This is a genomic window from Serratia sp. ID 25-353 (assembly GCF_054792795.1).
This window is the reverse complement of record NZ_CM139236.1, coordinates 1,571,361-1,597,528: the sequence shown is the minus strand read 5'-3', so window position 1 is coordinate 1,597,528 and position 26,168 is coordinate 1,571,361. Positions and strand designations below refer to the sequence as shown.

The following is a 26,168-nucleotide window of genomic DNA, read 5'->3' as shown; positions in this document are numbered from 1 at the left end:
TAGGGGCGTAACCACAGAGGGAGTGCAGACTGCCTATCTCCGCGTCCAGGTTTTAGCACTATACAACGTATCCGAATTGTTGCTCGGAAGTTACTTTGGGCTGAACCTTAATCCGATAAAGCCTGTCTTAACCTTGGGCATCTCTCGATGTCGTCAGATCAGTAACCTGTGTTTGTATAGGAGCCTCGCCAAACGAGATACTGCATATAAACTACCGGCGCAGTATAGGCGGTGTTTTCTTCAGCGGGAAGAAAAGATTGCCCGTCGTTTATGGAGTATTTAGGATAATGTTATTAAACACGAATCTATAAAAGCGGCTGATATAAATCAGCCGCTTTTTTATTTCTCAGTGCTCAAGAATATAGACATTTTTATCGTATAGCGCGCCCTGACGGGTAAAATCGATCCCCTTCACGTAGGGTTTGACCAGCGTGGCGTTGGCCTCGTAGTACACCGGCGCCACCGGCGTATCGGCGGCCAGCACCGCCTCGGCCTGCTGGAAATATTGCTGCACCTGCTGTGGCGTCTGCGCCGCCGTCGCCTGGTGCAGAATGCGGTCATAGTCCGGGTTACGGTATTTGGCGCTGTTCTCGCTGCTGTCGGAACGGAACACGTTCAGGAAAGTAGACGGATCGTTGTAATCCGCCAGCCAGCGGGTAAAGGCCACGCCATACTGCCCGCGGTTGATATTATCCAGCGTCACTTTACGCTCCTGGCTTTGCAAGCTGGCCTCTACCCCAAGGTTCTTTTTCCACATGGCGGCGGCGGCGATGACGATCTTCTTGATGGTGGCGTCGTTGCTGTACAGCACGGTAAAGCGCAGCGGATTTTCGGCGTTGAAACCGGCCTGCGCCAGCAGTTGTTTCGCCTGGGCGTGCCGCTGTTCCGGCGTCCAGCCGGCTGCGGCGCCGGGCTGCAGGCTATAGCCTCCCGCGCCGGTTGGGGTAAAGGTCCAGGCCGGCTGTTGGCCATATCCCAGCACCTTGCCGGCGATAATCTCTTTGTCCAGCGCCAGATTCAGCGCCTGACGCACCCGCAGGTCGTTAAACGGCGCCTGGCGGTTGTTGAAGGCGAAATAGCTGGTAGAGAGCAGCGGATAGGTCACCAGCTGCTGCTCGCCGAGCGTTTTTTTCAGCTGCTGATACAGCTCCGGCGGCGTGGTATACCCCAACTCAACCTCGCCGGCGCGAAAACGCGCCACTTCCGGGAAGCCCTGTATCGGCAAAAACGTCACCTTGTTGAGCACGGTGTTGGCGTTGTCCCAATACTGCGGGTTACGCTCCACCACCACCTTTTCGTTCACCACCCACTGGCTGAGGCGGAATGCACCGTTGCCGACAAAATGCGCCGGTTGAGTCCAGTTCTTGCCGTACTGCTCCACCACCTTACGGTTAACCGGCAAGACCGGGAAATGCACCAGCTGCTTGAGCAGGTAGGAGTTAGGCTCCGACAGCGTCACCTGCAGGGTGTGCGCGTCCAGCGCCTTGACGCCCAGCGCGCTCGGCGGCTTGCTGCCGGCGTTGATCGCCGCGGCATTCAGCACGTAGGCCGAAGCCAGATAGCTGCCGTACGGCGACGCGGTTTTCGGATCGGTGAGGCGCCGCCAGCTGTAGACGAAATCGTCGGCGGTCACCGGATCGCCGTTCGACCATTTGGCCTGCGGCCGCAGATGGAAGGTCCAGACGTTGCCCTGATGCTCCCATTTCTGCGCCAGCGCCGGGATCGCTTCGCCGTCTTTCCCGACGCGCAGCAGGCCTTCGAACAGATCGTTGAAGATGTAGAACTCCACATTGCTCTCGGCCAGATTCGGATCCAGCGTCGCCGGTTCATACCCGTTGGCGCGCACCAGTTCTTGCACCGCCGCCAGTTTAGCGCCCGCCGGCACATCGGCCGCCTGTGCGACCGTCGCGTTAAAAGCCAGGAGGATTAAACCAGCCAAATTCTTGCCATTAAATGAATATTTCACGTCGATATCCCTGTTAAGTGTTTTATCGCGTTCAATATGCAATGTGGCAGTGGAATAAATTAAATCATTAATCGCTATGAGTCATAACCAAAAGCGGTGTTGAATTTCTTTCATTATCAAAGGAATATCCCTCACCGCGTTTTTCGCTTTCAAACCCAATGTGCGTTGCCGTCCTCTACTTGATGTTCACGGTCGTGATACCAAACAACGGCAGGCCTTTAACCGGCTCTGGGCCGGGTTCTCCCCATACCATTAAGGATTTGCCGCTCGCCTGCGCCTGGATCGCCAGATTCACCAGCAATTTCGGATAGGGTTCATTAGCCGCTACCGACAGCGGAAACACGTTTTCGTATAATCCTCCATCGATCGCCATTTCCACATGCACGCAATCATTAGCTACATCGATGACCACGATAGGATTGGTATAAAACGGTCCATTAGACATAGGCACCTCTCTCACGATTTTTACTGAATATGGCTCGTCATTCGCGTTGACAGTCCGAGTTATTAATACCTGAACGAGACGCTGAAGAACGATATGAAAAGACTGAAGAAAAAGAACGCCAATCGATAACAAGATGTCAACATTGCAACTGCTTAATTGCCATTACAGCGTTGACAAGGAACTGATGTAAGTCAAATGTAAATCCACACTTAACTGTCACCTCCATGAATACACTGACAATATTTAAAAAATAATACACAAAAAATAATTCACTAAAAATCAACAGGATAAAATATAATAATCAATTAACTCATATTAATTAATTGGTTGCAGAAAAAGATTAACGGTAAAATAATGGGCAAGGTAAACCAGTAGCATTTCAATTTAAAAATAACATTAAAAACCTCACTTGATATCTCCATGACACCTAACTACCTTTAAATGGCTTCGAGATACACATGAAGCTACTGCCGGTTGTAAAATCAATAACTGGCGAATGATTGAATCAAAAATAATTACCGAAAGAGAAAACCGGAAATATAAACGCTTGCCGTGAGGATAAGATGCAACGGTCTGCTTGCCATACCGTTTTTCTTTCGAGGGCAATGACTATTTCCATTCAGATGCAATTACCTGTCTGGTGGCTAACCGGATTCAGCGTGATATGCACTTCAGACTGACTCAGCAAAAATCACAGGAGTTTACCTATGCCTTCATTGCAAGATATTACGCCTGAACAGGCTAACGCATTGAATAAACAATCACGTGACGCCTATGGCGCGGAAGTGCAGAGCCGACAGGCGCTGCTCAACCAACATCCGCAATTGAAACCGGCGTTCAACCAGCAAGTGCATCCGCAATCCTTGTGTGGATGCGGGTGCCAACAAAATATCTGCGGCTACTTCAGCTTCCAGGGCTGTGGATGCGGGTGTGGCTGCGCGCCACATGCGGAGACCGTGCAAATTTCCGCACAGCTCGCCAATATTGGTCCCAATGCCCCATCAAGCGGTACATCGGTGCGTTTTATCGGCCAGGCCACCGGCACTGGCTCAGGCGGTAACATCAACATCCCGACGATCTATCTACAAGGCACCGTGCCCGATGCCGAAAATCTGATCGGCGTGCCGTTAACCCTGCAATTGGCCATCAACCCCGGTTCGATCGTCCTGACGCTGCTGGAGAATGGTCGGGTGCTGGCCTCTTTGGTTCATCCGCCGCAGTACGCGGGCAGCATCAACGGGCAATTCTTCGGCGTCGGCAACGGTGAGTTCGTGCCGGCGTGACAAGAAGCAAGCCTGACGGGCGGCCGCCTGCGATGGCAGGTTGGCCGCTCACTGTGAGATAACACGTCCCAATTCTATTCAGGCAATCAATACAGATTATTCCAGCCGAAACTTAACTTATCCTTAGGGCAATTCACTTTGTGAGCGATCGTCAAAAATAATTTAATACGAATCGTTTTCACTATCATTATTGATGTTCTTGGCTAAAATCGGCCTGCTTGCGCTTGCCAGGCGATATTCGTTTTCCTCATTCGAACGCTAAAAAGGATAACTGCATGAAGCTGCGTATTTCATCTCTCGGCCCCGTCGCCCTGCTCGCCTCCTCGATGATGCTGGCCTTCGGCGCTCAGGCGGCCTCCGCCGACCAGGGCATCGTCATTTACAACGCCCAACATGAAAACCTGGTGAAATCCTGGGTCGATGGGTTTACCAAAGATACCGGCATCAAGGTCACGCTGCGCAACGGCGGCGACAGCGAATTGGGTAATCAGCTGGTGCAGGAAGGCAGCGCTTCGCCTGCCGACGTGTTCCTGACGGAAAACTCCCCGGCGATGGTGTTGGTGGATAACGCCAAGCTGTTCGCCCCGCTGGATGCCGCGACGCTAGCCCAGGTGGAACCGCAGTATCGCCCTAGCCACGGCCGCTGGACCGGCATCGCCGCCCGCTCTACCGTGTTCGTCTACAACCCGGCCAAACTGACCGACGCGCAGCTGCCGAAGTCGCTGCTGGATCTGGCCAAGCCGGAATGGAAAGGCCGCTGGGCCGCCTCGCCGTCGGGCGCGGATTTCCAGGCTATCGTCAGCGCGCTGCTGGCGTTGAAAGGCGAGAAAGCGACGCTGGAATGGCTGAAAGCGATGAAAACCAACTTCACCGCCTATAAGGGCAACAGCACGGTGATGAAAGCGGTCAATGCCGGCCAGGTCGACAGCGGCGTGATCTATCACTACTACCCGTTCGTGGACGGCGCTAAAACCGGCGAAAACAGCAACAACATCAAGCTGTATTACTTCAAACATCAGGATCCGGGCGCGTTCGTCAGCATCTCCGGCGGCGGCGTGCTGGCTTCCAGCAAGCATCAGCAGCAGGCGCAGGCGTTCATCAAGTGGATCACCGGCAAACAGGGCCAGGAGATCCTGCGCACCAACAATGCCTTCGAATACGCCGTCGGCGTCGGCGCGGCCTCCAACCCGAAACTGGTGCCGCTGAAAGATCTGGACGCGCCGAAGGTAGACGCCGCGCAGCTGAACAGTAAAAAGGTGGTCGAACTGATGACCGAAGCCGGCCTGCTGTAAGGCCTGCGGCAAACCGAGAGTTGTTGATCGTTATGTCAAACCTGAGTACCCACGCCGCGCAGACCGCGCGGCGTTATTCTGTTCTTCCCCGTCACCCGCAGCCGGGGGCGATCGTGGTGGCCAGCGCCGTGCTGCTGTCGCTGCTGGCGCTGTTACCGCTGGGATTCGTTATCGGCGTGGCGTTTGAAACCGGCTGGCAAACGGTCAACGCTCTGGTTTTCCGCCCGCGCGTGGCGGAACTGCTGTTGAACACCCTGCTGTTGGTGGTGCTGACGCTGCCGATCTGCGCCGTGCTGGGCGTGGCCCTGGCCTGGTTGACCGAACGCACCACGCTGCCGGGCCGCCGTCTCTGGGCGGTATTGGCCACCGCGCCGCTGGCGGTGCCGGCCTTTGTGCAAAGCTACGCCTGGATCAGCCTGGTGCCGTCGATGCACGGCCTGAGCGCCGGCGTCTTCATCTCGGTGCTCGCCTATTTCCCGTTCATTTACCTGCCGGCCGCCGCCGTGCTGCGCCGTCTGGATCCCGGCATCGAAGACGTCGCTACTTCGCTCGGTTCCCGGCCACCGGCGGTGTTTTTCCGCGTGGTGCTGCCGCAGCTGAAGCTGGCGGTCTGGGGCGGTTCCCTGCTGATCGCATTGCACCTGCTGGCGGAGTATGGCCTGTACGCCATGATCCGTTTCGATACCTTCACCACCGCGATCTTCGATCAGTTCCAGTCGACCTTCAACGGCCCGGCGGCCAACATGCTGGCCGGCGTATTGGTGCTGTGCTGCCTCGGGTTACTGCTGCTTGAGGCTCTCAGCCGCGGCCGCGCGCGCTATGCCCGCGTCGGTTCCGGCAGCGCCCGCAGCCAAACGCCGCGTCGCCTTTCACTACCGCTCGCCGCGCTGGCGCTGCTGCTGCCGATTTCGCTGACCGCGCTGGCGCTGGGCGTGCCTTTCATCACCCTGGCCCGCTGGCTGTGGCTGGGGGGATTGGAGGCGTGGCGCAACGCCGAACTGTGGCCTGCGCTGTGGCAAACGCTGTCGCTGTCCGCCGCCGGCGCGCTGCTGATCACGCTGTGCGCCATTCCGATGGCCTGGCTGTCGGTGCGCTATCCGGCCCGGCTGTACCGCGTGCTGGAGGGCTGTAACTACGTGACCAGCTCGCTGCCCGGCATCGTGGTGGCACTGGCGCTGGTAACCATCACCATTCACAGCTTCCGGCCGATTTACCAAACCGAAATCACCCTGCTGCTGGCGTATCTGCTGATGTTTATGCCGCGGGCGCTGATCAATCTGCGCGCCGGCATCGCGCAGGCGCCGGTGGAATTGGAAAACGTGGCGCGCAGCCTCGGCAAATCGCCGGCGCAGGCGCTGTGGAGCACCACCTTGCGGCTGGCGGCGCCGGGTGCCGCGGCGGGCGCCGCGCTGGTGTTCCTGGCGATCGCCAATGAGCTGACCGCCACGCTGTTGCTGGCGCCGAACGGCACCCGCACGCTGGCCACCGGATTTTGGGCGTTGACCAGCGAGATAGACTACGTCGCCGCCGCGCCTTATGCGCTGATTATGGTGGCGCTGTCATTGCCGCTCACCTGGCTTCTTTATTCTCAATCTAAACGCACGGCGGGACTATGAGCACGCTCGAACTGCACGGTATCGAAAAATCTTATAACGCCATCAGGGTGCTGGAACACATCGACCTGCAGGTTGCCGCCGGCAGCCGCACGGCGATCGTCGGCCCTTCCGGCTCCGGCAAAACCACCCTGCTGCGCATCATCGCCGGCTTTGAAATCCCCGACGGCGGCCAGATCCTGCTGCAGGGGCAAGCTATGGGTAACGGTGGCGGCTGGGTGCCGGCGCATCTGCGCGGCATCGGCTTCGTCCCGCAGGATGGCGCGCTGTTCCCGCACTTTACCGTCGCCGGCAACATCGGTTTTGGCCTTACAGGCAGCAAGCGTGAGAAACAGCGGCGCATCGAGGCGCTGATGGAGATGGTGGCGCTGGATCGCCGTCTGGCCGCGCTGTGGCCGCACGAGCTGTCAGGCGGGCAGCAACAGCGGGTGGCGCTGGCGCGCGCCCTGTCGCAGCAACCCCGGTTGATGCTGCTGGACGAACCCTTCTCGGCGCTGGATACCGGCCTGCGCGCCGCCACCCGCAAAGCGGTCGCCGAACTGTTGACGGAGGCCAAGGTGGCGTCGATTCTGGTCACCCACGATCAGAGCGAAGCGCTGTCGTTCGCCGATCAGGTGGCGGTGATGCGCAGCGGCCGGCTGGCGCAGGTGGGCGCGCCGCAAGATCTCTATCTGCGGCCGGTCGATGAGCCGACCGCCAGCTTCCTTGGCGAAACGCTGGTGTTGACCGCCGAACTGGCGCACGGCTGGGCCGACTGCGCATTGGGGCGCATCGCCGTCGACGATCGGCAACGCAGCGGCCCGGCGCGCATCATGCTGCGCCCGGAGCAGATTCAAATTGGTTTGTCCGATCCGGCGCAGCGCGGCCAGGCGGTGATCACCGGCATCGATTTCGCCGGCTTCGTCTCTACGCTCAACCTGCAAATGGCCGCCGGCGGCGCGCAAATCGAGATCAAAACCGTCAGCCGCGAAGGCCTGCAGCCCGGCGCTCAGGTCAATCTCAACGTGATGGGCCAGGCGCATATTTTCGCCGGCTGACATTGGGGGGGAGCCTCTTGACGTCCCCCTCACCACCGCGCATTATCAACGCGATGAAACACTTCGTGCACGTCCTCGCTACCACCACCGCAACCGCCACACCATGGCGGGCTGCACGGGTGCGCATCAGCTAACGATGTATCCCTAAGCCCCGCCAGCCATGGACGGGGTTTTGTTTCTCCGTACTTGCCGGCAATTTCATGACGGAGAATCCCAATGACAACCCTCCCCGCGCAGCGCCCTGCTGCTTATCGACATGCAGGTCGGCCTGTTTGCCTCGCCGAACGATCCGCCGTTCGCCGCCGAAACACTTCTGGCGAAGACCAATGCGTTAATACGCACCGCGCGCTTGGCAAATGCAGCCGTGGTGTTTATCCGCCATACAGGGCCGGCAGGTTCCCCCATCGCCGCAAACAGCCCGCTATGGCAGGTTCACCCCAGCCTGGAAACCGCCGCGGGTGCCGACTGGTTCATCGATAAAACCCACCCCAGCTGTTTTTACCAGACTGGCCTGGCGGAACGGCTAAAGCACGCCGGCATCGGCCGGCTGGTGATTTCGGGAATGAAAACGCAATACTGCGTGGACACCGCGTGTCGTCGCGGCGCGGAATTGGGATTTGACATGGTGCTGGCCGCCGACGCTCATAGCTGTTCGGACACGGAGGCGCTCAGCGCCGAAGCCATTATCCGTCACCATAACCAGACCCTGTCGGGCCCATTCGTGACGCTGGCGTTGGCGGAAGAGGTGAAATTCTAAAACGCGGGGCGACTTGGCTGTTGGCTGTCAGGCCGGGCTTCCGCCCGACCTCCTCAACGGCAAATCCTGTCGTGGCGCGGCTTTTTCGGCGCCAGCAGATAATCCACCACGCTTTCGTCAACGCAGCTGTCGATGCCGTTCAGCGCCAGCGTATGCCCGTCGCGTTCGCGGGTGATCAGCGGGCTTTTAAAGGCGGCGGCCATCACCTGCGCGTTGCGGTACGGCGTGGTCGGATCGTAGCGCTGCGCGACGAACAGCAGCGGCGGCAACGCGGCGGACGCCACCGGCGTGTGCGGCCGATCTTTGCCGCGGTACGGCCACAGATCGCACATTTCCAGCGGGTATTCGTGCAACGGCAGATAGTGGGCATACAAAGCGGCGGTATTGATCTCCTGCCGCTGCCGGCGCAACAGCTGCGGATCGGCCGTCGGGTTGGCGACGTCGGCGCAGGTGATGACGTTCAGGGCGTCATCGGCATCCGGCGAATAGCTTTCGTCGATCAGATCGGACACCTGTTGCCCGGCAATGCCGGCATCGAGCTGGCGCAGCACGGTCGCCAGCTCATGCCAGCGCTCCGGCCACAGCAGCAGCGAACGCGTGACCGTCAGCACGTCGTCGGCGGAGATTTCATAGCCCGCCGCGGTAACGAACGGCTGCTCATGCAGCTTGCGCAGCAAAGCGTGATAGCGCTGCAGCGCCTGATTGGCGCCGCCGCCCAGCTGGCAGCTGTCGGTTTTGCCGCAGTAGGCAGCGAAGCGCAGGAAGCTTTGCTGAAAGCCTCGCTCCTGATTCATGCGCTGGGTGAAATCGTCCTCTGCCAGATCCACCACCCCGTCGAGCACCAGCGCGCGCGTCTTCTTCGGAAAACGCTCGGCATACAGCGCCGCCACCTTGGTGCCGTAAGAGTACGCCACCGCCGTCAGCCCCGGTTCGCCCAGCGCGTGGCGGATCGCGTTCAGATCGTTGACCGCTTCGTCGGTGCCGATATGTTGCAGCACGTCCGCGCCGGTCTGTTTGATGCAGGCGGCAATCAGGGTGCGCGTCTGATTCTCCGCGCCGGCCACGTCGTTATCGTCCGGCGTCGGGGTTTCGTCGCCTTCGGCCAGCTGACAAGAAATTTTCGGCGTCGACTGACCGACGCCGCGCGGGTCGTAACCGATGATGTCGTAGGATTTTCGCAGTCTGGCGACGTGGGCGTCGTTGCCCAAATAAGGATTGATGCCCGGCAGGCCCGGCCCGCCGCTGATCATCACCACGCTGCCCTTTTTCGGCCCGGTGGCGGGCAGCAGGGTCAGTGCCAAACGCACGGTCTGTTCGCCCGCCTGCGCCGCATGAGCGGGCGGCGTGGCGTAGGCCAGCGGCGCCTCAAGGTAACCGCAGCGCAGCCCCGCCGGCGGCGGCTCATCGAACCAGCGCTGAAAACCGCTGTTGAGACAAGATTGCCAACGAATGCCGTTCTCGGCCGCCGCGCCGTGGAGCACAGGCTTGGCCTGGGCGGGCAACGCGGCGACGGTTGCGGCGAGCAGCGCCAGAATACGCAGTACTGACATGGGGAGTCCTTTCAACTCAACGAATCGGTCAAAGGTTAACGATACCCGGTTAAACCGCTAGCCAATAGAACACAAAAAGCCGCGCGGGTGAAGCCGTCACCGCGCACCCGGCAAGACGTTTCTCTGCTCGGATTGCTCTTATAACGCACAGAATGCTGCAAAAATTACCGTTCACCTGCTAGGCTTAGGGTTCGTTAACCCACAAGGAACAGGAGAGCAGCATGTTTGGTAAAGCGGAAGACAAAACCAATGAAGCCGCAGGCGCGGTAGAAGAAGCGTTCGGCAAAGCCGTCGATTCGCCTGAGCATCAGGTGCGCGGCGCGGCGCGCAAATACGCCTCCCAGGCCAGCTATGCCGCCCGAGACGCAGCGGACAGCGTAAGAACCCAGGTGGAAGCCAACCCGCTGGCCGGCGTGGCCGTTGCGGCAGCGGTCGGCATCGTTTTCGGCTTCTTGCTGGGACGCAAATAAGCGGCGAAGGCGCCGCTCGACAATAGGCCCGTTACGGGCCTTTTTTTTCACCCTTTTCTCCCCTGCGCGCAAACTTTCATCTATCACAGCCATCGCTAAAAAAAACCAACGCCTTCAACTACGATTAGTTTGTGACCAGAGCGAGGCTCTGCGATCCGGCGGATAACCCTATGAGGATTATCACCATTATTCATGCTGTTTAAGCCGCTCTCCTTCACGCGGCTAAGAAAGGTTGATTATGGCTCGCACCACCTCTATCGAACGTTACCGCAATATCGGCATCTCCGCGCATATCGATGCCGGCAAGACCACCACCACCGAGCGGATTCTGTTTTACACCGGGGTCAGCCACAAGCTGGGCGAAGTGCATGACGGCGCGGCGACCATGGACTGGATGGCGCAGGAACAGGAGCGCGGCATCACCATCACCTCGGCGGCCACCACCTGCTTTTGGAACGGCATGCAGCATAATTATCCGCAGCACCGCATCAATATCATCGACACCCCCGGGCACGTCGATTTCACCATTGAAGTGGAGCGTTCGATGCGCGTGCTGGACGGCGCCGTGATGGTCTATGACTCGGTGGGCGGCGTGCAGCCGCAGTCGGAAACCGTCTGGCGCCAGGCCAATAAATACAAGGTGCCGCGGCTGGCATTCGTCAACAAGATGGACCGCATCGGCGCGGACTTTTTCCGCGTGCGCAAAATGATGATCGAGCGCCTGAAAGCCAATCCGGTGCCGATCGTTATTCCGATCGGTGCCGAAGATCACTTCAGCGGCGTGGTGGATCTGGTGCGGATGAAGGCCATCCTGTGGGACGAGGCCTCGCAGGGCATGAGCTTCAGCTTCGAAGAGATCCCGGCCGAGCTGCGCGATTCGGCGCAGGAGTGGCGCGAAAACATGATTGAGGCCGCCGCCGAAGCCTCGGAAGAGCTGATGGAGAAATACCTCAACCAGGTGCCGCTGAGCGAAGAGGAGATCGTCCACGGGCTGCGGGTGCGCACCGTCGCCGGCGAAATCCAGCCGATGCTGTGCGGCTCGGCGTTCCGCAACAAAGGCGTGCAGCGCATGCTGGATGCGGTGATCGAACTGATGCCCTCGCCGCTCGACGTGCCGCCGATGGAGGGCCACGGCGAACATGATGAAATCATCACCCGCAAAGCCGACGACAACGAAAAATTCTCGGCGCTGGCGTTCAAGCTGATGACCGACCCCTTCGTCGGCCAGCTGACCTTCGTGCGCGTCTACTCCGGGGTGCTGGCCAAAGGCAGCAGCGTTTACAACCCGATCAAGGGCAAAAAGGAGCGCATCGGCCGCATCGTGCAGATGCACGCCAACGATCGTAAGGACATCGACGAGCTGCACGCCGGCGACATCGCCGCCTGCGTCGGTCTGAAGGACGTCACCACGGGCGATACGCTGTGCGACCCCGGCGCCATCATCACGCTGGAACGCATGACCTTCCCCGAGCCGGTGATCGCCCAGGCGATCGAGCCGAAGACCAAGGGCGACCAGGAGAAAATGGGCATCGCGCTGCAGCGCCTCTCTTCGGAAGATCCGTCGTTCCGGGTGCGCACCGATGAAGAATCCGGCCAGACCATCATCTACGGCATGGGCGAGCTGCACCTGGAGATCATCGTCGATCGCATGCGCCGCGAGTTCGGTGTGGAGACCACCACCGGCAAGCCGCAGGTGTCGTACCGCGAAACCATCCGCAAGCGGGTGGCCGACGTGGAAGGCAAATTCGTGCGCCAGTCCGGCGGTAAAGGGCAATACGGCCACGTGGTGCTGACCGTCGAACCGAACGAACCCGGCAAAGGCTTCGAGTTCTTCGATGAGATCAAGGGCGGCGTCATTCCGGGCGAGTTTATCCCGGCGGTGAAAAAAGGCGTGCTCGAGGCGCTGAACAACGGCGTACTGGCCGGTTATCAGGTGGTAGACGTCAAGGTGCACCTGACCTTCGGTTCTTACCATGATGTCGACTCGTCGGAACAGGCGTTCCGCATGGCGGCGATCTTCGGCTTCAAGGAAGCCTGCCGCCTGGCGGATCCGGTGATCCTTGAGCCGATCATGTCGGTGGAGGTGGAAACACCGGAGGATTACGCCGGCAACGTGATGGGCGACCTCTCCTCACGCCGCGGTCTGGTGCAGGGTATGGAAGAGATACCGGGCGGCGGCGGCAAGGAAATTCGCGCCAAGGTGCCGCTGTCCGAGATGTTCGGCTACTCGACGACCCTGCGCTCGATGTCGCAGGGCCGCGCCACCTATACCATGGAATTCAGCCACTACGCCGAAGCGCCACGCAACGTGGCCGAAGAGATCATTCACCACAGCAAGCGTTAACCCTCGCGCCCGCCTTCGCGGCGGGCGTCACCCCGGCTTGTCCTCCAGCGCCACCACCACCGGCTGCGGCTTGATGCGCATGGCGTACACCACGCCGGCGATCAGGCAGACGATGCCGGCCAGCGTCAGCAGCGGCGGCCAGGCCTGGCGCAGCAGAAAGGTATAGGCCAACCCCGCCAGAATTTCGAACACGATGAGTGGCCCCACCAACACCGTCGGCAGGCGCTGGCTGGCTTCGTTCCAACACAGTGCCCCCAGCCAGGAGCAGAACACGCCGATGATCAGCATCAGCGGGATAAACACCTCAGGGCGCGGGCCGAACGGCAAGGCGAACGCCGGTTCGCTCAGCGCCAATTGGCCGCAGACCGCCAGATAGCCCAGCAGCGCCAGCGGCAGCGTCACCAGCCCCTGCGCCGTAGCCCAGGTGGCCGGCCGCTGCGTCGGGTTCTCCCGCAGCCAGCGCGAGTTGCGTAGCGGGAACCAGGTCCAGCACACCACCGCCAACAATGCCAACCCGAGGCCACTGAGATAGCGCCAGCCATCGACCGGCAGCGCATTACCGCGCAGCTCGGCGACGTTCACGCACGCTAACCCGCAGACGATCAGCAACAGCGCCGGCGCCAGCTTGCCCCAGGCCAGCCGCCCGTCGTGCCGGCCGTAAAACAGATTGGCGCAGAGGGCGATCACCACCGGCAAGGTGCCGATGATCATGGTCGATACCGGTGCGCCGGTACGCTGAATGGCACTGGCCAGGCACAGGTAGTACAGCAGGTTACCGATGGCCGTCAGCTTGAGCGCCTCCAGCCAATCCTGGCGCCGCAGCTTGCGCAGGCGGCGGCGATCGAGCCAGGCCAGCGGCAAGGTGATCAGCCCGAAGGCCAGATAGCGCCCGGTGGACTGCAGCGCGGCGGGATAATCCGGCACCAGCAGCGGGCCGACGAAGATCAATCCCCACATCAGCCCGGCGGCCAGGGCAAACACAACGCCAATGAACATAACGACTCCAACAAACGGCCGGTGCGGCCAACCCGCCCGACGAGACAGCGGCAGAGTAGCGAAAACGCGGGAAGGAATTATTGTAGCAGGTTGCTGTTTTAGCCCAATTTCACCTGTTTCTGGAAACGCACTGGCGTGACGCCGTAACGATTGGCGAAGGCGCGCGTCAGGTGCGCCTGATCGGTCAGCCCCGCCGCCGCCGCCACCTGTGCGGCGGGCATGCCGCGCTCCAGCATGCGTTTGGCCTGCGACAGCCGGATCGCCATCAGCATCTGCTGCGGCGAAACGTGGTATTCGGCCTTGAACTTGCGCAGGAAATGGTACGGGCTGAGCGACACCAGCTCGGCCAGCTGACTGAGGGTCACGGCCTCGGCGAAGTTGTCGTGCAGGTAGCTTTTCACCACCTCGAAACGGTGCGCCGCCTCGGCTTTTTCCCGCTGCCCGGTGCGGATATGCGGGTGCAGCAGCTCGACCGCCTCCAACAGCAGGCCGTCGAGCGTGAGCGGATCGTCGGTTTGCCACAGCGTGGCGAGAATGGCGGACAGGCGCTGCGCCGCCCGCGGATCGTGGCGCACCGCATCGGTGAACCACTGGCTCCGATCGCCGGACAGCTGCTCCAGCGCCTCGGGCGCCAGATAGAGCATGCGATAACACCAGCCGCCCGGCGTTTCGGCTTCGCCGGTATGCAGCTCGTCGGGGTTCATCAGCACCAGCGCGCCCGGTGCCGCCAGGTGCTGCGTGCCGCGATAGCGGAAACGCTCCGCCCCGGTGTCTACGGTGCCGATGGCGAAGGCGTCGTGGGTATGCGGCTCGAAGGCATAGCGTTCGATATGCGCCTGATAAAGTTCGACGCCCGGCAGATGCGACAAATGCCGGAACTGCGCGCAATCCTTCTCGAACGGAAACTGTTGTGGTACCCCTTGCACCCGACCTCCTCGTCCGTGCTGACAATCTGCTCAGCATAGCCAAAACATCGCCGGTTGAGTAGCCGCCCTGGCGCTTTCGTGCCCCTCGCCTGGACGATCGCCGCCATTCGGCGTAGGGTTAAGGTCCCTGTCCCTTTCAGGCGAGCCGCATCGCGAAGCTCATCGGCCCCTGACACTCCGCAAACAAGAGGCAACAATGTATCCGGATACTCAACTGTATATCGATGGACAATGGCGCAACGCACTGGCCGGGAAAACCTTGCCGGTCACCAACCCCGCCACCGACGAAGTAATCGGTCAGGTGGCGCACGCCGCCGCAGAGGATCTCGATCTGGCGCTGGCCGCCACCGAGCGCGGATTTAGCGTCTGGCGCGACACCGCTGCGCACCAGCGCGCCAACCTGATGCGCAAAGCGGCGGCGCTGCTGCGCGAACGCGCCAACGCCATCGCCGCCGTCATGACGCAGGAACAGGGCAAACCGGTGGCACAGGCCAAAGTCGAAATTCTCAACGCCGCCGACGTCATCGACTGGTTCGCCGGCGAAGCCACCCGCACCTACGGGCAGATCATTCCGTCCCGCGCCCGTGACGTGCAGCAGCAAACCCTCAAACTGCCGGTCGGCCCGGTGGCCGCCTTCACACCGTGGAACTTCCCGATCAACCAGATCGTGCGCAAGCTGTCCGCCGCGCTGGCCGCGGGGTGTTCCATCATCGTCAAAGGCCCGGAAGAAACGCCGGCCTCGCCGGCTGAGCTGATCAAAGCCTTCGCCGACGCTGGGATCCCGGCCGGGGTGATCGCGCTGGTGTACGGCACCCCGGCGGAAATCTCGGAATACCTGATCCCACATCCGACCATTCGCAAGATCTCCTTCACCGGCTCTACCCGCGTGGGCAAGCATCTGGCGGCGCTGGCCGGCCAGCATATGAAAAAGGCCACCATGGAGCTGGGCGGCCATGCCCCGGTGCTGATCTTCGACGACGCCGATCTCGACGCGGCGGCCAAAGAGCTGGCGCAGTCCAAGTTCCGCAACGCCGGCCAGGTCTGTATCGCCCCGACCCGCTTCCTGATCCAGCAAGGCGTTTATGAAGCCTTCGTGGAGAAATTCACCGCCGCCGTGCGTGAGCTCAAACTCGGCAACGGGCTGGAAGACGGCGTGACCATGGGGCCGATGGTGCTGGGCCGCAGCGTCGACAATATCGAGGCGCTGGTGCAGGATGCCGTCGCCCACGGGGCAAAAGCCTGCACCGGCGGCAAGCGCGTGGCTGGCAAAGGCAACTTCTTCGAGCCGACGGTGCTGCGCGACGTACCGCTGAGCGCCCGCGCCATGTCGGAAGAACCATTTGGCCCGGTCGCCCTGCTGCGCCCGTTCGCCACCTATGACGAGGCGATCGCCGAAGCCAACCGCCTGCCGTACGGGCTGGCCGCCTACGCTTACAGCCGCAACATCGCCACCGTCAATGCGCTGGGGCGCGACGTGGAGAGCGGCATGCTGAGCATCAACCACATCGGTTTCGGCCTGCCGGAAACGCCGTTTGGCGGCGTGAAAGACTCCGGTCACGGCACCGAAGGCGGCAGCGAAGCGATCGAATCCTACCTGGAAACCCGCTTCGTCACCGTCGCCGGCCGTTAACCGCGTGTCGGATGAATAGCCAAAAGCCCCGCAGTGCGGGGCTTTTTTTTACTCGCGAGCCAGTTCGAACAGCCGCCGCGCCGCCGGGGTCAGCCCCAGCATGTGAATGCAGGCATGCACCATGCCCGGCAACCGTTCGCAGCGCACCGGCACGCCCGCCTCGCGCAGCCGCTGCGCATACTGCTCGGCCTCATCGCGCAGCGGATCATATTCGCAGCTCAGGATGGTGGCCGGCGGTAACCCGCGCAACGTGGCGGCGTGCAGCGGTTCGGCGCCGGGATCGCGCCGCTGGGCCAGATACTGCTGCCAACAAAATACCATCGCGTCGCGCGTCAGAAAGTGCCCCTCGGCAAACTCGCGATAACTGGTCGTCGCCATCTCGCGGCTGAGCGCCGGGTACAGCAGCAGCTGGCGCTCGATGTGCGGGCCGCCGCGATCCCGCGCCAGCAGCGCGACCGCCGCCGCCAGATTGCCCCCGGCGCTGTCGCCGCCCACCGCCAGGCGCTGCGCGTCGATCCCCAACTGCGGCGCCTGTTGCGCCACCCAGCAGAGCGCCTGATAGACATCTTCCAGCGGCTGCGGAAACGGGTATTCCGGCGCCAGACGGTAGTCGACCGACAGGATCACCCGGCCGGTGGCGTTGGCCAGCGCCTGACAGGGCCGATCGTACAGCGCCAGCGAACCGAGGCACCAACCGCCGCCGTGGGCGAACAGCATCGCCGGCTGCGCGGCGGCGCGGTTTTCCCCCGCTGGGAGATAGGCGCGCAGCGCGATCCGATACCCATCGGCGGCGACCACCGTAACGTCTCTGACGCCGCCGCTCGGTTCCGCCTCGCCCTGCAGCTGGCGTAAACCGGTTTCCGTGGCCGCGCGCATTTCCGCCAGCGACGCGGGGGGCGGCGCATCGGCCGATGCCGTCAAAAAAGCGGCAATGCGTTCATCGAGCGGCATGCGGCTCTCCTGCCAGGAACGGCGTAATCAGTGTGATAAACGCCTCGTGACACTCCTCGGTAATGAAATGCCCGCAGCCGGCGACCGTTTCGCCCCGCAGATCGTGCGCATTGCCCCGCAGCGTCGTCAGCGGCGCGTCGCCGGTGGCGTGCTCGGCCCCCACCGTCAACACCGGCATCGTCAGGGGCCTGGCGGCGCGCAGGCGGTTCTGCCGCACGGTCTCCGGGATCGCCCGGTAATAGTCGAACCCGGCGCGCAGGCCGCCAGGCGCTGAGTAAGCCGCGATATACACCTCCGCCGCCACCCGATCGCGCCGATAGGACCAGCGGTTGAAGATATAGCCAAGATACTCCCGCTCACGCCCCTGGGTCAGGGTCTCCGGCAAATCCGCCAGCTGATTGAACATGAAATGCCACAGGAAAATGTTCTCCTCCGGCGCGACGAAAATCGGCGGCGGCGGCGCCAGACCGGGGATCACCGCCTCCGTCAGCACCAGACGCTCCACCGCCTGCGGGAAATCGCTCGCCATGGCGTATCCGATCCACATGCCGATGTCGTGGCCAACCAGTTGGTAACGTTCATGGCCCAATTGCGCCATCATCGCGTGCAATGTCGCACCGATGCTGCCGGTGTCATAGCCGCCAGCGGGCTTGTCAGAATCGCCGATGCCCGGCGGATCGACGGCGATCGCCTGAAAACCAGCCGCCGCCAGTGCTTGCATCACATGGCGCCAGGTGTACCAGGTTTGCGGCCAACCGGGGATCAGCAGCACCGGCCGCCCTTCACCGGCCACCACGCAGTGAATGCGTCGGCCGTTGACCTGGAGATAGACGTGTTCCGCCGCGAGAACCGCCAACGGGACCTCGTTCTGTAGGTATTGCATGGGGTGACTCCCTGAAGGATTAGGCTCAGCGAATGCCGAGCAAGGCATTGATCTGTTGTGGGTTGACCGGCGCGCCGGCGAAGTCGTCGAACACTTTGTCGGTGACGCGGATAATGCGATCGCGAATGAAAGCTGCGCCTTCGCGCGCGCCGTCCTGCGGGTTTTTCAGGCAGCATTCCCACTCCAGCGCCGCCCACCCCGAATAGCCATACTGCGTCAGCCGTGAAAAGATGCCGTTGAAATCGACCTGGCCGTCACCCAGCGAGCGGAAGCGGCCGGCGCGATCGATCCAGGATTGATAGCCGCCGTAAATGCCCTGGCGACCGGTCGGATTGAACTCGGCGTCCTTGACGTGGAACATGCCGATAACCTCTTTATAGATATCGATAAACTCCAGATAGTTGAGCTGCTGCAGCACCATATGGCTCGGATCGAACAGCACCCGGCAGCGCGGATGATGGCCGACGCGCTCATGGAACATCTCGAACGTCACGCCGTCGTGCAGATCCTCGCTCGGGTGAATTTCATAACACAGGTTGATGCCCTGCTCGTCGCAGGCGTTGAGCACCGGCAGCCAGCGTTTGGCGAGCTCGTCGAACGCGGTATCGATCAGTCCTTCCGGGCGCTGCGGGAACGGGAACAGATAGGGCCAGGCCAGCGAACCGGAAAAGGTGCCCAGCTCGCTGAGCCCGAGCCGCGCCGACGCCTTCACCGCCAACAGCATTTGCTGCCGCGCCCACTCGCCGCGCGCCTGCGGATTGCCCTGCAGCGCCGGCGGCGCAAAGCTGTCAAACAGCGCATCGTAAGCCGGGTGTACCGCCATCAGCTGGCCGAAGATATGGCTGGTCAATTCGCTGACCACCAACCCCTGTTCCGCCAACATGCCGGTCAAATCATCGCAGTAGGTTTGGCTTTCTGCGGCGGTGGCCACGTCGAATAAACGCCGATCCCAGGCCGGGATCTGCAGCGCGCTAAAGCCGGTCTGCGCCGCCCACTCGGCGATGGCGGGCAGGCTGTTGAATGGCGCGTTCTCATCGCTGAACTGCGCAAGATGCAGGCTTGGACCTTTGAGGGTTTTCATCGTAAACTCCTATTAGTTGTCGATTGACAAACAATAGGAGCAAAGTGCGATGACCGCAAGCGAAATTTATAAAGACATTGGTATTCCCGCCGATTTAAGCGATCCTATGTCGCTGAATGGCCGGTAAATTGGAGCAGCGAATGGCAGGCAGACCGCGCGAGTTCGATCGCGAACAGGCGCTATTGAAGGCGCGAAACTTATTCTGGCGCCAGGGTTACGAAGGCACCTCGATGTCGGATCTGGTGGCGGAATTGGGCATTGCTTCCGCACGCATCTACAAGGCGTTCGGTTCCAAAGAACAGCTGTTCCGCGAGGCGATAGCCAGTTATGAAACCGAGGAAGGCGGCTTCGCCGATCGCGCCTTCGCGCAGGAAAGCGGCATTCGCCCGGCGATCAAACGCCTGCTGGAAGACGCCGTGCGGCTCTACAGCCGGCCGGATCTGCCGCAGGGCTGCATGGTGGTCTCCTCCGCCGCCAGCGTCAGTGCAGAAAACGACGGGCTCAAAACCTGGCTGGCTGAGCATCGGTTGCAGCGCACCCAGCAGATCGTCGAACGGCTGCGGCAGGCGGTGCAAGCCGGCGAACTGCCGGCCGGCACCGACGCCGATAGCATGGGGGACTTTTTCGCCGTCTTCCTGCACGGCCTGTCGATTCAGGCGCGTGACGGCGTCACTGAAGCGCGACTATTGGCGGCGGTGAACGTGGCGCTCACGGCCTTGGGCGGCGCTTAATCCTCCGGCAGATCGACAATCACCAGCGTGCCTTCGCTGCCCGGCAACACGCGGTGCGGCACGCCGGCCGCGGCCTGATACAGTTGACCGGCCCGCACCACCACCTCTTCCCCCGCCACCTGCAGCCGCAGGTGGCCGCTGATCACCAGCAACCCTTCGCTGTAATCATGCACTTCATCCGCAATGCTGCGCGCGTCCATGCGCAGCACTTTGATATTGGCCGCACCGACGCGGCCCAGCACGGCAGAACGCCAGGCCTCGGGCAGTTCGGCCGCCTGCAGGTTTAAATCAAACAGCATCGTCATACCTTATCGCTACAGAGGAACCGGCACTCTACTGCAAAGCCGTCACGTGCTGAAAGACGCGTTGGTTGTAGATTATGCCCCGGCGTTCTGAGCCACCGCCTCACGCCGCAGCCATTGCCGCAGGTTTTCACCCTCCTGCGACAGTTCGCTATCCAGGCGAGCGCACAGGTAATAATCCCGACCGTCGTCTATCGGCAGATCGAACATTTTGATCAACTCGCCGCTTTCAAGGTTCTGGGCGATCAACGGCTCGCGCATCAATGCACACCCCAATCCCGCCTGCACCGCCGCCAGCGTCAGCAACCCGTCTTCGAACATCGGCCCGATGCTGCGCAGCGGGCGTTTAACGCCGGCCAGCTGAAACCATTGCATCCAGGTATTACGCTCCTCGTCATGCAGCAGCGGCAGCGCCGCCAGCTGATCCGGCGTATCGAGCAAACCGTGCAGTTTACTGAATGCCCGGCTGCACACCGGCACCATTTGGCCGGACATCAGCTTTTCGCTGCGATAGCCGGTCCACTGCCCAACCCCGAAGCGGATCGACAGATCGGCGGCGTCGCTCAGGTAATTGCGGTGGTTGGCGTAAACCACATTGATGTCGATATCCGGATTTTCCCGCAGAAAGCCGCGCAGCCGCGGAATGAACCAGCCCATGCCGAACAGCGGGATCAGGCTGATGGTGACCTGCCGCGACGCGGGCTGCTCGCGAACGTGTTCGGTCGCCTGGCGCAGCACGTTAAACGCCGACCGGATCGAGCGGTAATATTCCCGCCCCTCGCCGCGCAGCACCAGATGGCGCCCCTGCCTTTCGGTCAACGGCATCTGCAAGAATGCCTCCAGCGTTTTCAGCTGATGGCTGACCGCCGAAGGCGAAATCATCAGCTCCTTCGCCGCCGCGCTGATGCTGCCCAGGCGCGCGATGGCCTCGAACGCCCGCACGGCGCGCAGCGGCGGATCGTTCGGCAACATCGGCAACGGCTCATCGTACTGTTCTGTTTTTTTCATATATCGATTGTTTTATGGAAAGTCAGGGAGAAGGTTTTATTTAATATACATAAAAATCAAAGCATTAAAATCACTCGTTTTTTGTATAAGAAAGTATTTTTCCGTATTTTACAATTTTTTTAAATTCTCTACTGTGAGCCTCCTGACTCATTATCTCCGGACTCTCCCTATGGATACGCTGGTACAGCAGACCGTCAACGGTTTGATGCTCGGCAGCATCTATGCGCTGATCGCGCTCGGCTACACCATGGTGTACGGCATCCTGCGCATCATCAACTTCGCGCATGGCGACGTGCTGATGGTCGGGGCGCTCAGCGCGCTGTCGGCGATCGGCGCGTTGCAGCATCATTTTCCCGCGCTTTCGCCCTACGCCACGCTGCTGCTGGCGGCCCTGTTCGCCATGGCCGTCTGCGCCATCACCTCGATGGCGATCGAACGTCTGGCCTATCGCCGGTTGCGCACTGCGCCGCGCCTGGCCCCGCTGATCAGCGGCATCGGCGTCTCGCTGCTGCTGCAAACCCTGGCGATGCTGATCTGGTCACGCAATCCCCTGATGTTTCCGCAGCTGTTGCCGATGACGCCCATCGCCCTGACCGCAGGCAGCGCCGAACATGCACCGGCGGTGATCACCGGCACCGCGATCGTCACGCTGACGGTGGCCGTGGCGGTCATGGCCGGCCTCTGGCTGCTGGTCGAACACAGCCGTTTCGGCCGCGCCATGCGCGCCACGGCGGAAAACCCGCAGGTCGCCGGCCTGATGGGCATCAGTCCTGACCGCATCATCGTTCTGACTTTTGCGCTCGGCGGCGCGCTGGCGGCGGTAGCCGGCATCATGATGGCCAGCAATTACGGCAACGCCGGTTTCTCGATGGGCTTTTTGCCCGGCATCAAAGCCTTTACTGCCGCCGTGCTCGGCGGCATCGGCAACCTGCGCGGCGCGATGCTCGGCGGATTGCTGCTGGGACTGTTCGAATCGCTGGGGACCGGCTATCTCGGCGAGCTGACCGGCGGCGTCTTCGGCAGCAACTACCAGGACGTATTCGCGTTTCTGGTGCTGATCGCCGTGCTGGTCTTCCGCCCCTCCGGGCTGTTGGGCGAACGCATCGCCACGCGCGCATAAGGACATCACAATGACCGTTTTAACTTCCACGCTTCCCCTGGCCACGCCTCGGCGCGCCAGGCTGGGGCTCACGCTGTTCATTCTCGCCCTGCTGCTGGCACCCTGGGTAGCGGGCGCCGCCGGCGGCAACTACTGGGTGCGCGTCGTCGACTTCGCGCTGCTGTACCTGATGCTGGCGCTCGGGCTGAACATCGTGGTAGGCATGACCGGATTGCTGGACATGGGCTTTATCGCTTTTTACGCCGTTGGTGCCTATCTGGCCGCGCTGCTGTCGTCACCGCATCTGACGCAGCAGTTCCCGCTGCTGCTGCAGGGGTTCCCCGACGGGCTGCACCTGTCGATGCTGTGGCTGATCCCGCTGGCGGCGCTGCTGGCGGCGGCGTGCGGCATTCTGCTCGGCGCGCCGACGCTGCGGCTGCGCGGCGACTATCTGGCGATCGTCACGCTCGGTTTCGGCGAGATCGTGCGTATTTTGATGCGCAATCTCGATCGCCCGCTCAACCTCACCAACGGCCCCAAAGGCATTTCCGGCATCGACCCGGTCAGCCTGTTCGGCCTGAAGTTTTCCGGCATGCATGAGTGGTTCGGTGTGCGCTTCTCCGGCCTGTACCTCTATTACTACCTGTTCGCCGCGCTGCTGCTGGCGATCCTGTTTATCAGCCTGCGGCTGCAAAACTCACGCATTGGCCGCGCGTGGACGGCGATCCGCGAAGACGAGGACGCCGCGCGGGCGATGGGCATCAATACCCGCAACTTCAAGCTGCTGGCCTTCGCCATCGGCGCCACCTTCGGCGGCGTGGCCGGCGCGCTGTTCGCCGCGTTTCAGGGCTTCGTGTCGCCGGAATCGTTCACCCTGCAAGAGTCGATCGCCGTGCTGGCGATGGTGGTGCTCGGCGGCATGGGGCACATCCCCGGCGTGATCTTGGGCGCGCTGCTGCTGGTCGCCCTGCCGGAGCTGCTGCGCAGCAGCATGGGGCCGCTGCAGCAGGCGCTGTTCGGCCAGGTGCTGATCGACCCGGAAATTATCCGCCAACTGTTTTACGGCCTGGCGCTGATCCTGGTGATGCTGTATCGCCCGGCGGGCCTGTGGCCGGCCCGTCACCTAAGAGGAAACGCCGCATGACGCCTTTGCTCGCTTTACACCACGTCAGCAAACGCTTCGGCGGCCTGACAGCGGTGGATGACGTCAGCATGAGCATCCGCCAGGGGGAGATCTACGGCCTGATCGGGCCGAACGGCGCCGGTAAAACCACCTGCTTCAATCTGATCACCGGCCTGTACCGTGCCGACGAGGGCGAGTTTCGCCTGTCGGGCCAGCGCTACAGGCCCCAGGCGATCGATAAAGTGGCGCAGGCCGGCATCGCCCGCACCTTCCAGAACCTGCGGCTGTTCAACGAAATGAGCGTGCTGGAAAACGTGATGGTCGGCTGCCACGTACGCACCCGCAACGGCCTGTGGGCGGCGATCGCCCGCCATCGCCGCGCCAGGGAGGAGGAACAGGCGGTGCGCGATAAATCCCATGCGCTGCTGGAGTATGTCGGCATCGGCCAATTCGCCCATTACCGCGCCGGCGATCTCGCCTACGGCCACCAGCGCCGTCTGGAGATCGCCCGCGCGCTGGCGACCGAGCCCCGGCTGCTGGCGCTGGACGAACCGGCGGCCGGCATGAACGCCGGAGAAAAAGTGGCGCTGCGCGAACTGCTGCTGCGCATTCGCGACAGCGGCAAAACGCTGCTGTTGATCGAACACGACGTCAAGCTGGTGATGGGCCTGTGCGATCGCCTGACGGTGCTGGATTACGGCAAAGCGATCGCCGAAGGCGAACCGGCGCAGGTTCGGCGTGAACCGGCGGTCATTCAGGCCTATCTGGGAGGCAGCGCGCATGTCTGAAGCCCTGCTGAGCGTTAAACAACTCAACGTGTCTTACGGCGGCATCCATGCGGTCAAAGGCATCGATTTTACGGTCAACGCCGGCGAACAGGTCACGCTGATCGGCGCCAATGGCGCGGGCAAGACCTCCAGCCTGCGGGCGCTGACCGGGCTGCAGCCGTTCGAGGGCGACATCCTGTTCGACGGCCGTTCGATTCGCGGCGTGCCGCCGCACCGCTTGCTGCAGCAAGGGCTGGTGATGGTGCCGGAAGGACGCGGCATTTTTACCCGCCTAACGGTACGAGAAAACCTGCAGCTGGGCGCCTATGCGCGCCGTGACAAACCGGCGGTGCGGCACGATTTCGAACGGATATGCGCCACCTTCCCGCGCCTGAACGAGCGCCTGCATCAACCGGCCGGGCTGCTTTCGGGCGGCGAACAGCAGATGGTGGCGATGGGCCGCGCGCTGCTCAGCCGCCCGCGCCTGTTGATATTGGACGAACCGTCGATGGGACTGGCGCCGATTGTGGTGGAGGCCATTTTTTCGGTCATCAAACAGTTAGCCCGTGACGGCGTCACGCTATTGCTGGTCGAGCAGAACGCCCGCCTGGCGCTGGAGTCTACCGATCGCGCCTATGTGTTGGACAGCGGTAGCCTGAGCCACAGCGGCCGCTCCGCCGACATGCTGGACGATGAAAAAATCAAACAGATCTATTTGGGTGAATAACCGTTGTTACCTTTAACCGCACCAGGAGTATGACATGCAGCAGAACTTTCGCATCAAGCCGTTGGCGCTGGCCGCCGTGACGATGATCCTGAGCCTCTCGGCGCTGGCGGACGACACCGTGCTGATCGGCCTGGCCGGGCCGCTGACCGGCCCTTCCGCGCGCATCGGCAAAGATCTCGAAAACGGCGCGCGGCTGGCGATCGCCGACGCCAACGCACAAAAGCCGACGCTGAACGGCAAACCGGTCACCTTCAAATTGCTGTCCGAGGACGATCAGTCCGATCCGCGCACCGCCGTGGCCATCGCGCAGCGTTTGGTCGATGAAGGCGTGGCCGGCGTGGTCGGCCACTGGAACACCGGCACCAGCATCCCGGCGGCGCGCATCTACCACGACGCCGGCATCGCCCAGGTGGCGCCGGTCGCCACCGGCCACGGCTACACGCAGCAAGGCTTTGACACCAGCTTCCGCGTGATGGGCCACGACGACGACGGCGGCAACTATGCCGGGCAGTATGCGGTGAAAACGCTGAAAGCCCAGCGCATCGCGGTGATTGACGATCGCACCGCCTTCGGCCAGGGCCTGGCGGACGAGTTCATCAAATCGCTGCAGGCCCAGGGCGTGCAGCCGGTCACCCGCGAGTATGTCGACGACAAGACCGTCGATTTCAGCGCCGTGCTGACCACCGTGCGCAGCAAAAACGCCGATCTGATCTTCTTCGGCGGCGTGGACTCCCAGGCGGCGCCGCTGGCGCGCAAACTGAAACAGCTGGGCATGAACGCGCAGCTGATGGGCGCCGGCGGCTTTGTCAGCCAGACCTTCCTGACGCTGGCGCAGCGAGAAGGCGAAGGCGTGGTGGCGCTGGAGCCAGGGCTGCCGCTGGAACAGATGCCGGGCGGCAAGGCGTTTGAACAAGCCTACCGCGATCGTTACCACACCCACATCGAACTGCATGCGCCCTTCGCCTACGACGCCACCCGGGTGCTGATCGCCGCCATCGAACAGGCCGGCTCGGCCAATCCGGCCGATTACCTGCCAACACTGCGCACCATACATTACCAGGGCGTGACCGGCGCCATTGCCTTCGATGCGCAGGGCAACCTGCAACAGCCGAGCTTCACCCTGTACCGGGTAGTGGACGGCAAATGGCAGCCGCAAACCGTGTTGGGCGGCGCCAAACCACAATAAA

The 26,168-nt window shown here is 61.9% G+C and carries 24 protein-coding genes and 1 riboswitch; of the genes, 14 read left to right on the top strand and 10 right to left on the bottom strand.

The annotated features are described in order from the left end of the window. Positions 1 to 30 precede the first annotated feature (30 nt). Positions 31 to 204, bottom strand: a riboswitch (M-box (ykoK) riboswitch). Between the two features lie 142 nt (positions 205 to 346). Together ACYF6X_RS07680 and ACYF6X_RS07675 are read right to left on the bottom strand one after the other, a co-directional pair. After that, a complete protein-coding gene (locus ACYF6X_RS07680) occupies positions 347 to 1,966 on the bottom strand; it encodes an ABC transporter substrate-binding protein (protein WP_063989936.1) in 1,620 nt (539 codons plus the stop codon). A gap of 175 nt (positions 1,967 to 2,141) precedes the next feature. Further along, on the bottom strand, positions 2,142 to 2,411 hold the full coding sequence (locus ACYF6X_RS07675) for a hypothetical protein (protein ID WP_033643162.1): 270 nt from the start codon (positions 2,409 to 2,411) through the stop codon (positions 2,142 to 2,144). A gap of 707 nt (positions 2,412 to 3,118) precedes the next feature. On the opposite strand from ACYF6X_RS07675, the gene ACYF6X_RS07670 reads away from it, so the two are divergent. The 5 genes from ACYF6X_RS07670 (at position 3,119) to ACYF6X_RS07650 (ending at position 8,393) form a co-directional block, all read left to right on the top strand. Next, complete coding sequence (locus ACYF6X_RS07670) at positions 3,119 to 3,694, top strand: hypothetical protein (RefSeq protein WP_130017423.1); 576 nt, start codon at positions 3,119 to 3,121, stop codon at positions 3,692 to 3,694. Between the two features lie 275 nt (positions 3,695 to 3,969). Next, on the top strand, positions 3,970 to 4,986 hold the full coding sequence (locus ACYF6X_RS07665) for an iron ABC transporter substrate-binding protein (RefSeq protein ID WP_063989938.1): 1,017 nt from the start codon (positions 3,970 to 3,972) through the stop codon (positions 4,984 to 4,986). Positions 4,987 to 5,018: 32 nt separating this feature from the next. Continuing rightward, complete coding sequence (locus tag ACYF6X_RS07660) at positions 5,019 to 6,602, top strand: ABC transporter permease (protein WP_130017422.1); 1,584 nt, start codon at positions 5,019 to 5,021, stop codon at positions 6,600 to 6,602. Beyond that, positions 6,599 to 7,636, top strand: coding sequence for an ABC transporter ATP-binding protein (locus ACYF6X_RS07655; RefSeq protein WP_130017421.1), 1,038 nt, complete (start codon positions 6,599 to 6,601; stop codon positions 7,634 to 7,636). The genes ACYF6X_RS07660 and ACYF6X_RS07655 overlap by 4 nt, the downstream gene beginning before the upstream one ends. 256 nt (positions 7,637 to 7,892) lie before the next feature. Further along, the gene (locus ACYF6X_RS07650) at positions 7,893 to 8,393 is read left to right on the top strand and encodes a cysteine hydrolase family protein (protein WP_130017420.1); all 501 of its coding nucleotides are present in this window, start codon (positions 7,893 to 7,895) and stop codon (positions 8,391 to 8,393) included. A gap of 53 nt (positions 8,394 to 8,446) precedes the next feature. On the opposite strand, the gene ACYF6X_RS07645 is transcribed toward ACYF6X_RS07650, so the two are convergent. Continuing rightward, positions 8,447 to 9,943: an alpha/beta hydrolase gene (locus ACYF6X_RS07645; RefSeq protein ID WP_130017419.1), complete on the bottom strand. Its 1,497-nt coding sequence runs from the start codon at positions 9,941 to 9,943 to the stop codon at positions 8,447 to 8,449. 221 nt (positions 9,944 to 10,164) lie between these two features. Here ACYF6X_RS07645 and ACYF6X_RS07640 point away from each other — a divergent pair, with 221 nt between their 5' ends. Next, positions 10,165 to 10,413 carry a glycine zipper domain-containing protein gene (locus tag ACYF6X_RS07640; RefSeq protein WP_107226246.1) on the top strand — a complete coding sequence of 83 codons (249 nt, stop codon included), beginning with the start codon at positions 10,165 to 10,167 and terminating at the stop codon, positions 10,411 to 10,413. A gap of 238 nt (positions 10,414 to 10,651) precedes the next feature. Then, positions 10,652 to 12,757 (top strand): elongation factor G, encoded by a 2,106-nt coding sequence (fusA, locus tag ACYF6X_RS07635; protein ID WP_130017418.1) that lies wholly within the window; start codon positions 10,652 to 10,654, stop codon positions 12,755 to 12,757. Between the two features lie 27 nt (positions 12,758 to 12,784). Here fusA and ACYF6X_RS07630 read toward each other — a convergent pair whose 3' ends face one another. Next, entirely contained in the window at positions 12,785 to 13,753 is a 969-nt protein-coding gene (locus tag ACYF6X_RS07630) for a DMT family transporter (protein WP_063989952.1), read from the bottom strand. A 98-nt stretch (positions 13,754 to 13,851) separates the two neighbouring features. Then, the gene (locus ACYF6X_RS07625) at positions 13,852 to 14,679 is read right to left on the bottom strand and encodes an AraC family transcriptional regulator (protein WP_063989953.1); all 828 of its coding nucleotides are present in this window, start codon (positions 14,677 to 14,679) and stop codon (positions 13,852 to 13,854) included. A 196-nt stretch (positions 14,680 to 14,875) separates the two neighbouring features. Here ACYF6X_RS07625 and ACYF6X_RS07620 point away from each other — a divergent pair, with 196 nt between their 5' ends. Continuing rightward, positions 14,876 to 16,309: an NAD-dependent succinate-semialdehyde dehydrogenase gene (locus ACYF6X_RS07620; RefSeq protein WP_063989954.1), complete on the top strand. Its 1,434-nt coding sequence runs from the start codon at positions 14,876 to 14,878 to the stop codon at positions 16,307 to 16,309. A gap of 48 nt (positions 16,310 to 16,357) precedes the next feature. Here the strand turns inward: ACYF6X_RS07620 and ACYF6X_RS07615 are convergent, their stop codons facing one another. Genes ACYF6X_RS07615 through ACYF6X_RS07605 form a run of 3 tightly spaced genes read right to left on the bottom strand, consistent with a single transcriptional unit; the run spans position 16,358 to position 19,224 of the window. Then, entirely contained in the window at positions 16,358 to 17,260 is a 903-nt protein-coding gene (locus ACYF6X_RS07615; protein WP_033653098.1) for an alpha/beta hydrolase, read from the bottom strand. Further along, positions 17,247 to 18,143 carry an alpha/beta fold hydrolase gene (locus tag ACYF6X_RS07610; protein ID WP_130017417.1) on the bottom strand — a complete coding sequence of 299 codons (897 nt, stop codon included), beginning with the start codon at positions 18,141 to 18,143 and terminating at the stop codon, positions 17,247 to 17,249. Before ACYF6X_RS07610 ends, ACYF6X_RS07615 begins: the two co-directional genes overlap by 14 nt. A 25-nt stretch (positions 18,144 to 18,168) precedes the next feature. Further along, positions 18,169 to 19,224 (bottom strand): sugar phosphate isomerase/epimerase family protein, encoded by a 1,056-nt coding sequence (locus ACYF6X_RS07605; RefSeq protein WP_130017416.1) that lies wholly within the window; start codon positions 19,222 to 19,224, stop codon positions 18,169 to 18,171. A 140-nt stretch (positions 19,225 to 19,364) separates the two neighbouring features. On the opposite strand from ACYF6X_RS07605, the gene ACYF6X_RS07600 reads away from it, so the two are divergent. Beyond that, positions 19,365 to 19,955 (top strand): TetR/AcrR family transcriptional regulator, encoded by a 591-nt coding sequence (locus ACYF6X_RS07600; protein ID WP_063989957.1) that lies wholly within the window; start codon positions 19,365 to 19,367, stop codon positions 19,953 to 19,955. Here ACYF6X_RS07600 and ACYF6X_RS07595 read toward each other — a convergent pair. Continuing rightward, positions 19,952 to 20,254: a cupin domain-containing protein gene (locus ACYF6X_RS07595; RefSeq protein WP_063989958.1), complete on the bottom strand. Its 303-nt coding sequence runs from the start codon at positions 20,252 to 20,254 to the stop codon at positions 19,952 to 19,954. The genes ACYF6X_RS07600 and ACYF6X_RS07595 overlap by 4 nt on opposite strands. Positions 20,255 to 20,332: 78 nt before the next feature. Then, positions 20,333 to 21,265 (bottom strand): LysR substrate-binding domain-containing protein, encoded by a 933-nt coding sequence (locus ACYF6X_RS07590; RefSeq protein WP_130017415.1) that lies wholly within the window; start codon positions 21,263 to 21,265, stop codon positions 20,333 to 20,335. A 169-nt stretch (positions 21,266 to 21,434) separates the two neighbouring features. Between ACYF6X_RS07590 and ACYF6X_RS07585 the strand changes: the two genes are divergently transcribed. From ACYF6X_RS07585 to ACYF6X_RS07565, 5 genes are all read left to right on the top strand, one after another. Beyond that, positions 21,435 to 22,385, top strand: a complete 951-nt coding sequence (locus tag ACYF6X_RS07585; protein WP_130017414.1) for a branched-chain amino acid ABC transporter permease — start codon at positions 21,435 to 21,437, stop codon at positions 22,383 to 22,385. A 10-nt stretch (positions 22,386 to 22,395) separates the two neighbouring features. After that, positions 22,396 to 23,508, top strand: a complete 1,113-nt coding sequence (locus ACYF6X_RS07580; protein WP_130017413.1) for an ABC transporter permease subunit — start codon at positions 22,396 to 22,398, stop codon at positions 23,506 to 23,508. Further along, entirely contained in the window at positions 23,505 to 24,275 is a 771-nt protein-coding gene (locus ACYF6X_RS07575) for an ABC transporter ATP-binding protein (RefSeq protein WP_063989962.1), read from the top strand. The genes ACYF6X_RS07580 and ACYF6X_RS07575 overlap by 4 nt, the downstream gene beginning before the upstream one ends. Continuing rightward, the gene (locus ACYF6X_RS07570) at positions 24,268 to 24,981 is read left to right on the top strand and encodes an ABC transporter ATP-binding protein (protein WP_130017412.1); all 714 of its coding nucleotides are present in this window, start codon (positions 24,268 to 24,270) and stop codon (positions 24,979 to 24,981) included. The genes ACYF6X_RS07575 and ACYF6X_RS07570 overlap by 8 nt, the downstream gene beginning before the upstream one ends. Positions 24,982 to 25,063: 82 nt before the next feature. Next, complete coding sequence (locus tag ACYF6X_RS07565) at positions 25,064 to 26,167, top strand: branched-chain amino acid ABC transporter substrate-binding protein (RefSeq protein ID WP_406880020.1); 1,104 nt, start codon at positions 25,064 to 25,066, stop codon at positions 26,165 to 26,167. Position 26,168 lies beyond the last annotated feature (1 nt).